Here is a 12,180-nt window from a genome sequence, read left to right as displayed (position 1 = left end):
ATTTGTGTTTTGTGTGTTTTTTATATTTCTATTTCATCCAAGATTTCCTTTTTATCTATATCAGGATCCTCAACCACCAGATTTTCGAGGATAAAAACCTGTCTGTCGGGAGTATTTTTCCCCATATAAAACTCAAGAAGCTGGTCTATTGTCTGGTCTTTTCCGATCACTACCGGCTCTAATCTGATATCTTTAGCGATAAAGTGCTTAAACTCATCCGGAGAAATCTCTCCCAAACCTTTAAATCTCGTAATTTCAGGGTTTTTCCCAAGTTCATTCAGAGCCTTTATTCTTTCCTGTTCTGTGTAACAGTATCTGGTTTCTTTTTTATTTCTCACCCGGAACAAAGGAGTCTGAAGAATATATAAATGTCCGTTTTTAATAACATCAGGAAAAAACTGAAGAAAGAATGTTATCATCAACAATCTAATGTGCATTCCGTCTACATCGGCATCTGTTGCAATAATTACCTGATTATATCTTAAATCTTCAAGACTTTCTTCGATATTTAAGGCTGCCTGAAGCAAGTTGAACTCTTCATTTTCATAAACCACTTTTTTGGTTAAACCATAGCAGTTTAAAGGTTTTCCTTTTAATGAAAAAACTGCCTGAGTTTCTACATCTCTAGATTTTGTGATTGAACCTGATGCAGAATCTCCCTCGGTAATAAAAATCTGAGTTTCTCCTTTTCTTTCTGCTTTCTGATCGTTGTAATGCTGTCTGCAGTCCCTTAATTTTTTGTTGTGTAGCGAAACTTTTTTAGCTCTTTCTCTAGCCAGTTTCTGAATTCCCGAAAGTTCTTTTCTTTCTCTTTCGGAAATTAAAATTTTTCTTTGAATGGCTTCTGCAATCTCCGGATTTTTATGTAAAAAATTATCTAACTGGCTTTTTAGAAAATCAATAATAAAAGTTCGGACAGTGGGACCATTAGGACCTATATCGTTAGAACCCAATTTTGTTTTCGTCTGAGATTCGAATACGGGTTCTTCTACGTTAATTGAAATGGCAGCAACAATAGATTTTCTAACATCGGATGCATCAAAGTTTTTGTTGAAAAATTCTCTAATAGTCTTTACAAAAGCCTCTCTAAAAGCATTCAAATGTGTTCCTCCCTGCGTTGTATTCTGTCCGTTTACAAAAGAAAAATACGTTTCTGTCTGAGATTTATCGGTATGGGTTATCGCTACTTCAATATCGCTGTCTTTTAAATGAATAATGGGATAAAGTGTTTCATTTTCCAGCTCTTCATCAAGCAAATCTTTTAGACCGTTTTCAGAAAAAAATGTCTCGCCGTTGAAGATAATTTTCAGTCCTGGATTAAGATAGGCATAATTTCGGAGCATTCTTTCGATATACTCTTTTCTGAATTTGTAATGAACAAAAATTTCAGCATCCGGAGTAAAAGAAATCTCTGTACCGTTTCTGTCTGAGGTTTCTTTTTCAGGAAATTCTTCAGTAATAAGACCTCGGGAAAACTCCGCTACTTTCATTTTACCATCACGGAACGAACGTACACGAAAATAATCAGACAATGCATTTACCGCTTTTGTTCCCACTCCATTAAGACCCACCGATTTTTTGAATGCCTTACTGTCGTATTTACCACCGGTATTCATTTTAGACACAGCGTCTACCACTTTTCCCAAAGGAATTCCACGACCAAAATCCCGAATTAAAACCTTACCCTCATCTACTTTAATTTCGATTCTTTTTCCTGCTTTCATTCTGAATTCATCAATAGAATTATCCAGAATTTCTTTCAGCAAAATATAAATACCGTCATCTGCAGAAGATCCATCTCCCAGTTTACCGATATACATACCGGGACGGAGACGAATGTGTTCCTGCCAATCGAGGGTTCTGATATTTTCTTCGGAATAGTTGGGTTGTAAATCTTGTGACATATAAAAATCAGTAAACAGACAAAAATACGAATAAGAACAAAAAAATACGAATTTTAAAGCATGTTTTTCTATTCTTTTTCACTTTAAATCAACATCAAATTTCACATAAAGCCTGTGGAATATGGGATATAACCAAATTATACTTTTACTATTCTGCTTACCGAACCAATTTTGTCTGTTTTTTTGTTGATTTTTCACTAAAAACTAACGAAAATACTTTATTTTAGTAAGTTAAACTGAAATTCACCAATGATACAGCTTCCTAAATCTAAACTTCCGAATGTCGGGACAACTATTTTCAGCCAGATGACTCAGCTTGCGAATGAGCATCAAGCCATCAATTTATCTCAGGGATTTCCCGATTTCCCCGCAGATGCTCAACTTATTGCTTTAGCAGATGAGTATATGAAAAAAGGATTTAACCAATACGCTCCGTTGGGTGGAATGTTACCTCTTAAAGAGCGGATTGCCGAAAAAATAGAAAATTCTCATCAAGCTATATATCATCCTGAAACCGAAATCACGATTACCGCAGGCGGAACCCAAGCAATTTTCACAACCATTGCAACTTTGGTAAAAGAAGGCGATGAAGTGATTATTTTTGAACCTGCATACGACTGCTACGAACCTACCGTAGAATTATTCGGAGGAAAAGTAAAGAGATTTAAAATGAAGGCTCCGAACTATGAAATAGATTGGAATATCGTGAAAAATTTGGTTACCGAAAAAACAAAACTTATCATTCTTAATAATCCAAACAATCCTTCAGGAAAGATATTGCGTGAAGAAGATATGCAGGAACTTATTAAAATTGTAAAAGGAACCTCGATATTTATTTTGAGCGATGAAGTCTACGAAAATATAGTTTTTGATGAGAAAAAACATTTAAGCATCTGCAAATATCCCGAACTTAAAGAAAGAAGCTTTCTTATTGCATCTTTCGGTAAACTTTTTCATATCACCGGATGGAAAATAGGATATTGTGCGGCTCCGAAGGCTCTTACTGAAGAGTTCAGAAAAGTGCATCAGTTCAATGTTTTTTGTGTAAACACTCCATTGCAACTCGCATTGGCAGATTATATGAAAGATGATAGTAATTATCTCTACCTCAGCAATTTTTTTCAGGAAAAGCGAGATTTTTTAAGAGAAGGTCTTCGCCAAACTTCATTTGAACTGCTCGACTGCGAGGGAACGTATTTTCAGGCTTTGAAATATGATAAAATCTCCGATAAAAATGATTTCGACTTTGCTCAGGAATTAACCATTCAGCATAAAGTTGCTACGATACCTTTTTCTTCTTTTTATCAGGATAAAATGAATGAAAATGTAATAAGGTTATGCTTTGCCAAGAAAACTGAAACTTTGGAAAAAGCGATTGAAAATTTAGCGAAACTTTAAAGTAATTTTTCTTTTGTCTTGAAACAAAAGAAACAAAATTCAAGACTGGAACTGTCGGCTAAAAATAAATTTTAGTCTCTAAAAATTCTAAACTTGCGCGATTCTCAATTGTTTTTACTTTCGAATTTTCGTCTCACTTCGAACAGAAGAATTTTCTTAACACCTCCAATTCCTAAGTCATTTTTGGTAACACAAAAAATTGGAGAATGCTTTAAATAAAAATCTTCCAGAGAAGCTTGAGCTAGTTTTTCCAGGATGTGGAATTTGTATAATTCAAATATAGGAATTTATGAAAAATGAGTTAAATTATATATCCTCCACCAATTTTCAAAATCCATTGACCATCTTTATATTCTGCAGAATAATCTGTCATGCTACTGCTTCCCCATTGCTTTATATAAAAAACATTAGGGTTACTTTTATTTCTCCTGATTTTATCGATTCCATAACTGGAAACATCAGTAATTTTCACATACTTTGGCTGTAATTTTAAATCTTCAGAAACAAACAGAACATGGTATTTAGGTTTTATTTGATGAAAATAATCGCAGTCACTGATAAAAACTTGAAAAAAGTAATTATTATCTCGAAGATTTTCAGTCCCGTAATCAGGCAATAACATTTCATAAAGTTGCGTAAACTTATTGTTTTCAGATTTAAACATCGGATTCAAATCATTAAAATCATCCGTTCCATCACCATCTGAATCTTTATTATGAGGGTTTAAACCAAAACTATTTTCGAAAATATCATTATATCCATCACTATCAGAATCTTTTATTAAATCATCTAATTTTATTTTAAATAATTTACCATCTTCAATTGCAGAATAATCATCATAACCGGGTAAGCCAGGAACTTTTATGATTTTAACAAAACTTCCCTCAATCTCTAAAAAACCATTATTAATAATTGGTTTTTCCTGCACTTCGTTAATATAATAATGACTGAAACTTAATCCTAAAAAATAAGCAGAAGGCTTTTCGTTTTCAATCTTACAAAGCCAAAATCCAAGTTGATTTCTGCCAAAAGCATACAGTATATTATCTATTTTTTGTTGATTAGAAAAAGTGAATTGTTTTGAAAATTTATCATTAAAAATTTTAAATTCAGAATCATATTCTTTCCATTTCTTTTCCATAATCTCTTCTGAGTTCAATTCTATACTATCTTTTTTAAAACTTCTAAACTCTCTGAGATTAACAATCTGTAAATAATCCGGTTTTTCTGCTATAATCCGTTTCACATCATATTCCTGCATTTGCATATCATGGCTATCAATGATTAAATCTTCATCATTTTTTAAATGCTTCGTTAAGCTATCAGACGATTCAAAACATCTGTCTTCCACAGTTTTTGAACACGAAAAAATCAAAAATAATAAAAATAAATATCTCATAATAGCTTTTTTCTAAGATAGTGAAAAAACGCTTCCAAATTCATGGAAGCGTTTTAAAAAATATTATATAACTAACTTTTAATATTTTAAACATTAAATCTGAAGTGCATAATATCACCATCCTGAACGATGTATTCCTTGCCTTCAACAGAAAGCTTTCCTGCTTCCTTCACTTTAGATTCTGATCCGTAAGTAACAAAATCATTAAACTTGATAACTTCTGCACGGATAAAACCTTTTTCGAAATCTGTATGGATCACTCCGGCTGCTTGAGGGGCAGTCCAACCTTGTCCGATTGTCCAGGCTCTCACTTCTTTAACCCCCGCTGTAAAATAAGTTTGAAGTTTCAGTAAATCGTAAGCTTTTCTAATTAAACGGTTTACACCCGGCTCTGTAAGACCAAGCTCATCAAGAAAAATCTCTCTTTCTTCGAAAGTTTCCAACTCGTTGATGTCTGCTTCAATCTGAGCTGCTAAAACAACAATTTCAGCACCTTCATTTTTTGCCATTTCTTCGATTTTAGGAACCCAATCGTTCCCGTTTTTAATCGAATTTTCGTCTACATTACATACATAAAGAACCGGTTTGTTGGTAAGAAGCTGCACATCTCCGATAATAGATTTTGTTAAATCGTTGACCACAAATTCTCTTGCATTTTTACCATCTTCCAAATGCTTTTGCAACGCCTGAAGCGTTTCATACGTTAAAATATCTTCTTTCTTCCCAGATTTGATGAATTTTTTAGCTTTTTCAACAGCTTTTCCTACTGTTTCCAAATCTTTTAGCTGAAGTTCAATATCAATAATTTCTTTATCTCTTAAAGGATTAACAGAACCTTCAACATGCACAATATTTCCGTTATCAAAACATCTTAAAACATGAATAATCGCCTCACACTCACGAATATTGGCAAGAAACTGGTTTCCAAGACCTTCTCCTTTACTTGCCCCTTTTACAAGACCTGCAATGTCTACAATTTCTACAACAGCAGGAAGCACTCTTTCAGGATTTACCAATTTTTCGAGTTCGAATAACCTCTGATCCGGAACTGAAACTGTTCCCAAATTGGGTTCTATGGTACAGAAAGGATAATTTGCCGACTGTGCTTTAGCATTGCTTAAGCAGTTAAAAAGAGTTGATTTACCTACATTTGGTAAGCCTACGATTCCACATTTCATAACGAAATTATATTTTTATTGCATTATTAACCGTTTGGTTTATAACAGCGATTTCAAAGTTTGATGATTAAAAAGTTTTCGCTAATTAGCTTTTACTTTCAGCGTGCAAAGATAATATAATTAACCTTATTTCAAATCTATAAGTATATTTATTTTCAAATTGATTTCCTGTTTTTATTTTATATCCTTTTTAAATGAACACAAAAAAATCTGTCGAAAAAATTGACAGATTTTAATTATTATTATGTTTGAATTTTTACGGATTATCTCCGGTAGCTTCCTGTGCTAAAGGCACATCATTCGGTGCATTGGCAAGGGTTTTATCTAAGGTGAATAAAGATTCATCAGTAGCTCTGTCGCCACCCGCAATTTTCAATTTATCTATTAGGTTTTGAGCCAATGTTTCTTCTTCAATCTGTTCCTGAACAAACCATTGCATGAAATTCCATGTAGCCCAATCTTTTTCACCTAACGCCATATCAACAATCTTATAAATAGAGGTTGTATTATCTACTTCATGTTTAAAAACATTATCAAAACATTCTGTAAGAGACTTTGGGTCGTTTGGCGGAGCAGGTATTGCTTCTACTTTTGGTTTTCCACCACGATTCAATACATATTCCATAAATTTTATCGAGTGATTTCTCTCTTCCTGCGAATGGCGGTAAAGAAAATTGGCAATTCCTTGATATCCTTTATCATCTGCCCAAATTCCGTAGGATAAAAATATGTGTGAGGCGTGAATTTCTTTATTCATCTGGTCGCTTAGAGCTTTTTCCATCGCAGATGAAAGTCTGTTGGTGTTCATAATTGTATATTTTTGATTTAATTAGTAATCAAAATACAAAAATGATTCCCAGAAAGTGTTTTTATAAAAACCGAAACTCGTATCAATTACAATGTGGTGATTTTCAATTATTTACACCTGTAATTTATAGTCAATCTAAAATAAATTCATTTAATAATTTAGAATTATACATTGTAAAAAAACAATCAATAAGTATTGTAATTACCTTTTTGTGATTCTCGCCAGATAAGAATTCTCTTCAGTAATCATCTTTTCTATTTTGAAACCATTATTTTCTACAGCATTTTTAAGAGTATTAAAGTCTAAATAAAGCCATTTTATTGGATCTTCAGTATCAGCTTTATAGTGTACAATGTAATCTATTTCGCCATAATATCCTTCCGCCGGAATATAAACCCCGCCATCTTCATCAGCATCAAACATATAAATAATATCTGTACTGTCGATTAAAATTTGTCCGTTTTCATTTAAAAGAGAATATAGTTTTTTGAGGTAAATATCAATTACAATTAAACTCTGAAAAATTCCTGTGCCGTTCATCAAAAGAAGAATCGTATCAAAAGTTTCTCCTGAAAATTCCAGCATATTTTGATTGACAGTTTTTCTTATTCCTCTTAATTGGCAAACTTCAATAGATTTTGGTGAAATATCCAGTGCAGTAACATCCAAATTTCTTTCATTCTGAAGATAAAGAGAGTGAGAACCCGCACCAGCACCAATATCTAACACTTTACCTGAGGATAAAGTAAGGGCTTTTTTCTCAATACTATTCATCTCTTCAAAATCTCTGAAAAGATAACTTACCGGAAGTTCATCGAGTTCGGAAATAGAAGTTTCGGTCTGCAGATCTTCAGGATTTTTGTTGTGGAAATAATCTGAAATTGCCTGTCCCATTAAGTCTTTCATCTGTAAATTATATATCCACAAAGATACTGTTATTTATTTTTGAACCATTCTACAAATACTTACTTTTATCATCTTAAAGTATATTTCTCGATTGGATTATTAATCCAATAGAATCATGAATTTTTTACTATTTTGCACAAAATTTCACATGGAAACAAAATCACATTTCGACAAGTTTGAAGAACTGAAAATAGATCGTATTAGCAAAGAATTTTTAACGGAAACAGTAAAATGGACTTCATTTTTATCCATTCTTGGTTTTATAGGAATTGGTTTTTTTGTCATTATATCATTGGGAATGATGCTCATGGGCTTAAAATTCGGACCTATGTTTGGAGGTTTTGCGGCAGGTCTTATTTATTTAATCGTTGCCGGATTTTATTTTATCCCGATAAATTATCTGTACAAATTTTCATCGAATATGAAACTTGCTCTGAAAAACAACAATCAGGCAGCATTGAGATGTTCTTTTGAATATTTAAAAGCTCATTATAAATTTATAGGAATTCTTACCTTAATTATAATTTCGTTTTATATTTTGATGCTGATTTGGTTTTTCATCAGTACTACAGGAAGTCACTTTTAAATAATATAATTTACCTCTGCTTTTAATGAAAAGTAAGTATAAAAAATATAAAATTCAATTATTAAAGACAAAAGCGTTACTGAAAATTTCGGTTTAATGATAAAAAACTTTTTTTGCTTAATCTTGAGACTTCATGTTTTTACCATCATAAATATGCAATCTTCTGAAAACAAGTGAGGAAAGTATGGTTAGTATTCCTACAGTAAGAAATGTAAATCTAAATGCTTGATGGACTTCGTGATGAATAAGCTCGGTATTGTTTTCATAAATTTTGAGAACAATTAAGCCAAATGCAATTCCGAATCCTACGGCAAGCTGTTGATTAACAGATAAAAGTGAATTTCCGCTGCTTGTCTGGAAGTTTCTTAGATCTGCAATCGAAATTGTATTCATGGACGTAAATTGTATAGAATTGAAAAATCCCATCACTGCAATTATAGGAACAAACCAGTAAATTGAACTGTGGATATTCGGGATTGCCAAACAACAAATTAAAATTCCGATTACAATCGTATTTACCATAAGTGTACGTTTGTAACCGAATTTATTGAGAATTTTTATTACAGAAGATTTTCCGAACATGGCAGTTAATGCCATTGGTGCAACAATCCATCCAGAAACCACTGCAGTTTGGTGATAAGCCACCTGAATCATGAGCGGGAGCAAGAGCGGAATAGAACTAATCCCTAATCTTGTGGCAAGATTTCCTACAATTCCTACCCGAAATGTTCTTACCTGAAAAAGGCTTAAAGGAAATATTGGGTTTTCTCCTTTTTTAGCATGTCTGTAATAGTAATACAAAAACAAAAATCCAAGAATAAAGACAATGAGAACCGGTGTTATGTTTTTAGATTCTCCAAAAAGTTCAAGAGAGATAGATAAAAGCAGAGAAGCTGCTGCAAATATCAAAAATCCTTTCAAATCAAAATCTGTAGATTTAGAATTGTAATTAGGCATAAACTTTAATCCTAAAACAATTCCTAAGATACCAAAAGGAATGTTGATGAGGAAAATCCAATGCCAAGAAAGACAATCTACAATGTAACCGCCTACCAAAGGACCGAGAACAGGGCCTATTAATGCCGGAACAATTGCGAAATTCATTGCTTTAAGGAGTTCGTTTCTGTCGAATGTTTTTATAAGTGCAAGTTTTCCGACCGGTGTCATTAAGCTTCCTCCAACTCCCTGAATAACTCTTGCTATAACCAATTGTGTCAGGTTTTGCGAAATCGCACAAAAAATGGAGCCCAAACTAAAAATAATGAGTGAAAAAACAAAAACTTTTCTGGTACCAAACCGATCTGCTAAAAATCCACTTACCGGCATAAACAGTGCTAAAGTAAGAACATAGCTTATAATTGCATTCTGCATATTCAGCGGAGATTCTTCTAAATCTTTTGCTATAGAAGGCAATGATGTATTTAGAATAGTAGAATCCAGCATCTGCATAAAGATAGCGGTTGCTAATATTAATGGCAGAATTTTTTTTATAGTCTGTCTTGGAGTGGATTTAGCGTGCATTTTAATTAAAAATTATTCTTTCGGATTTTTAATCCTCAAAGCTGCAATTTTCAAACCTAAAATTTTGATCTTCGATATAAAAATTAGATGTTTCCCAAAACTTTTCATCAGTTTTTGCTTCAAAATCTGGCTTCAGTTTAATTAGAGGGCGTTTGTATTCTGTTAATTCATTCGTTTTTACATCTTCAGACATTAGATAAAAATTTTCGTAGTTGCTTCCTACAATTTTATCTTCGTTCAAAAAATTACTTTTATTGATTTGCTTATAAAAATTCAAAAAATATTTGCCGTTAATTTCTTTATAAGTTTCTATGATTTTGTGAAAACTCTGAACTGGGTACTTCATATACTTATTTTGGCTCACTTTTCTTACGATGCAATGCTCGTAACGAACTACTGCGAAAGTTTTATTTTCAATGTAGATGGTACCTTTTGAGCTTTCCGGAGCGGGATATCCGTAACCAGTGGAATAACTTCCGGGAGAATTGTTGACAAAATCTATCTTATAAACTTTCTTACCATCGTATTCAATCAGTTTTTTAGTTGTTAAGTCATAAGAATTGCTTCTGTAAAGAACATTGGCTTTGCTGAGAATAATATCTCTGTTAATTTGTACCCAAAGATTTCCAATTCCTGTGTCCCAATTTTGTTTAACAGGTATTTCTGAGGAGTTTTTATATTGAAGTATTTCTCCGAAAATGCCCTTTTCTGCATTGTTGGAACTGTTCATTCCTCCTGAATTAAAAAGTTCTACCAATGCTTGTTCCTGATATTTAAGAACATTTTTATCGTTATATCTTTCCGTACTCACATAAAATTTTTGATTATATGGAGTCTGAATGTAATTTTTTTCAATATTATCTCTTGCTTTCTCAAGAATTTCAGATGCGGATAAGGCTTTTTTATTTTTTAAAACTAATTCATCAATATCAGATATTTTCTCACCAGAAGATTTAAGGCTAATGGTTATTTTATTTTGTCCGGTAATTCTCACAGAGTCATTCTTATAGCCAATTGCCGAAACAATCATATAATCTGGGGATAGTGGTGAAGTTATACTAAAATCGCCATTATCATTGGTTACAACACTTCTATTGGAAGATTTAAAATATATATTACCGTATTTGATTGGATTTTGAGTTTTTTCATCTAATAATTTGCCGGTAATTTTCCTCTTATCTTCAGCTTTTAGCGTTTTTTTGATGTTTTCTCGATATGAAATAATTTCTGGAGGATACATTTTAGGAATGTAATAAATACCGTCAAAGACATTTTTCCATTTCATTAAGATTGGCAGATATCCGAAGGCTGAAGTGTAGAATTCTTCTTTAGGATAGATTTTTAAATTGATAAGAATAGGTTCACTCTTTTTTATGAAAAGATCAGATTCCAAACTGTTTTCTGGAGGAGTGAGTATTGGTGTTGCCATTTCATGAAAACCAGAATAGTTGCCTTCGTAAGATGTAAATGCTAAAGCATAGAGTTGATCTTTATAATAATCCTTAAGAATTTTACCAAGAGTAATACTTTCTTTTATTTCGTTAATCTGGTTAATTTTATCTTCTAATGATTCTTCGTTGTGTCCGGTTAGTTGCTTTTCTTGTGTTTGGAAATTTTTAATATAATCAACAGAAATATCAGTCAGTTTAAAATCCTTTAAGTTATTCGCAATATGATAATTTGCTGCCCATAATATGAGTTTTTCATTTTTAAGCTCTTTTTGAAGAAATATAAAATTCTCTGCCATCTGCAAATCTCTTGGATTTTGTACTGCAAAAAATTCCTTATTTAATTGTCTTAAAGTATAATCTACTTCTGCTTTAGAACTTTTAAAAGACTGTTCTATAACTTTTGTTTTATAATCTTTATTTTGTAACGAAGCGAATGCCGAAAGAATTTTTTGGCATACAGAATTGTATTTTGATTTTTCATCTTCATCATTTTTTAGATTTTCTAAATCTTTATTAATAATGATTTTGTCTATCATCTGAAGTTCGTCCTCCGATATATTAATTTTGTTCTTACTGAGGGTGTTTTTTAAATCTTCTAAATAGTATTGTTCAAAAAGTTGTCCTTCCTGACAGTCTATGCCTAAGATTTTTATTTCAGGATTTTGTTTAATATATGAAATTAGCTCTTGAAAAGCCTTGGTTTCAGACCATATTTTAAAAATACTGCTGTTGTATATATTAATGTCACCATTTATTTTATACAATTCCCATGCTTTGAAATTGTCATAAAATCCTGCTTCAAATAAAATGGTTTTGAAGTTGTGGTCTTTTGATAATTGCTTGATGATTTTTACCTTTTCGTCAAAAACTGCTCCATCACCGTGAGTGGGTTCTCCAAGTAATATATATGGGTGCTGAGAAATTACCTGTGTTTTTATCAATATGAAGCATGTACAACAGATCAGGAGTAAAATGTTTTTCATTAATTATGTTTTTAAAAGGCACTTATTATTAACTCTTCAACTTTTG

9 protein-coding genes are annotated in these 12,180 nt (G+C 32.2%); 2 read left to right on the top strand and 7 right to left on the bottom strand.

All coding sequences use genetic code 11. The features are described 5' to 3' along the window. Positions 1-20: 20 nt before the first annotated feature. Positions 21-1,904 carry a DNA topoisomerase IV subunit B gene (locus MTP08_RS08790; RefSeq protein WP_243575666.1) on the bottom strand — a complete coding sequence of 628 codons (1,884 nt, stop codon included), beginning with the start codon at positions 1,902-1,904 and terminating at the stop codon, positions 21-23. A 249-nt stretch (positions 1,905-2,153) separates the two neighbouring features. On the opposite strand from MTP08_RS08790, the gene MTP08_RS08785 reads away from it, so the two are divergent. Then, complete coding sequence (locus tag MTP08_RS08785; RefSeq protein WP_243575665.1) at positions 2,154-3,302, top strand: methionine aminotransferase; 1,149 nt, start codon at positions 2,154-2,156, stop codon at positions 3,300-3,302. Between the two features lie 301 nt (positions 3,303-3,603). Here the strand turns inward: MTP08_RS08785 and MTP08_RS08780 are convergent, their stop codons facing one another. The 4 genes from MTP08_RS08780 to MTP08_RS08765 form a co-directional block, all read right to left on the bottom strand. Then, entirely contained in the window at positions 3,604-4,701 is a 1,098-nt protein-coding gene (locus tag MTP08_RS08780; protein WP_243575664.1) for a hypothetical protein, read from the bottom strand. 86 nt (positions 4,702-4,787) lie between these two features. Then, entirely contained in the window at positions 4,788-5,879 is a 1,092-nt protein-coding gene (gene ychF, locus MTP08_RS08775; RefSeq protein ID WP_243575663.1) for a redox-regulated ATPase YchF, read from the bottom strand. A 256-nt stretch (positions 5,880-6,135) separates the two neighbouring features. After that, positions 6,136-6,687, bottom strand: coding sequence for a ferritin (locus MTP08_RS08770; protein WP_243575662.1), 552 nt, complete (start codon positions 6,685-6,687; stop codon positions 6,136-6,138). Between the two features lie 201 nt (positions 6,688-6,888). Beyond that, positions 6,889-7,593 (bottom strand): class I SAM-dependent methyltransferase, encoded by a 705-nt coding sequence (locus MTP08_RS08765; RefSeq protein WP_243575661.1) that lies wholly within the window; start codon positions 7,591-7,593, stop codon positions 6,889-6,891. A gap of 148 nt (positions 7,594-7,741) precedes the next feature. Here MTP08_RS08765 and MTP08_RS08760 point away from each other — a divergent pair, with 148 nt between their 5' ends. Then, entirely contained in the window at positions 7,742-8,179 is a 438-nt protein-coding gene (locus MTP08_RS08760; protein ID WP_243575660.1) for a hypothetical protein, read from the top strand. 117 nt (positions 8,180-8,296) lie between these two features. Here the strand turns inward: MTP08_RS08760 and MTP08_RS08755 are convergent, their stop codons facing one another. Together MTP08_RS08755 and MTP08_RS08750 are read right to left on the bottom strand one after the other, a co-directional pair. Beyond that, a complete protein-coding gene (locus MTP08_RS08755; protein WP_243575659.1) occupies positions 8,297-9,700 on the bottom strand; it encodes a DHA2 family efflux MFS transporter permease subunit in 1,404 nt (467 codons plus the stop codon). Between the two features lie 28 nt (positions 9,701-9,728). Beyond that, on the bottom strand, positions 9,729-12,134 hold the full coding sequence (locus MTP08_RS08750) for an erythromycin esterase family protein (RefSeq protein ID WP_243575658.1): 2,406 nt from the start codon (positions 12,132-12,134) through the stop codon (positions 9,729-9,731). Positions 12,135-12,180: the final 46 nt, after the last annotated feature.

This window comes from Chryseobacterium oryzae, from assembly GCF_022811665.1.
GTDB lineage: Bacteria > Bacteroidota > Bacteroidia > Flavobacteriales > Weeksellaceae > Chryseobacterium > Chryseobacterium oryzae.
This window is presented reverse-complemented; position numbering and strand designations above follow the sequence as displayed.

What these genes read in the sequence shown, in the direction of transcription:
- MTP08_RS08750 (WP_243575658.1), bottom strand. Translation starts at nt 12,134, where the DNA reads ATGAAAAACATTTTACTCCTGATCTGTTGTACATGCTTCATATTGATA.
- MTP08_RS08760 (WP_243575660.1), top strand. Translation starts at nt 7,742, where the DNA reads ATGGAAACAAAATCACATTTCGACAAGTTTGAAGAACTGAAAATAGAT.
- MTP08_RS08790 (WP_243575666.1), bottom strand. Translation starts at nt 1,904, where the DNA reads ATGTCACAAGATTTACAACCCAACTATTCCGAAGAAAATATCAGAACC.
- MTP08_RS08780 (WP_243575664.1), bottom strand. Translation starts at nt 4,701, where the DNA reads ATGAGATATTTATTTTTATTATTTTTGATTTTTTCGTGTTCAAAAACT.
- MTP08_RS08770 (WP_243575662.1), bottom strand. Translation starts at nt 6,687, where the DNA reads ATGAACACCAACAGACTTTCATCTGCGATGGAAAAAGCTCTAAGCGAC.
- MTP08_RS08755 (WP_243575659.1), bottom strand. Translation starts at nt 9,700, where the DNA reads ATGCACGCTAAATCCACTCCAAGACAGACTATAAAAAAAATTCTGCCA.
- MTP08_RS08785 (WP_243575665.1), top strand. Translation starts at nt 2,154, where the DNA reads ATGATACAGCTTCCTAAATCTAAACTTCCGAATGTCGGGACAACTATT.
- MTP08_RS08765 (WP_243575661.1), bottom strand. Translation starts at nt 7,593, where the DNA reads ATGAAAGACTTAATGGGACAGGCAATTTCAGATTATTTCCACAACAAA.
- ychF (WP_243575663.1), bottom strand. Translation starts at nt 5,879, where the DNA reads ATGAAATGTGGAATCGTAGGCTTACCAAATGTAGGTAAATCAACTCTT.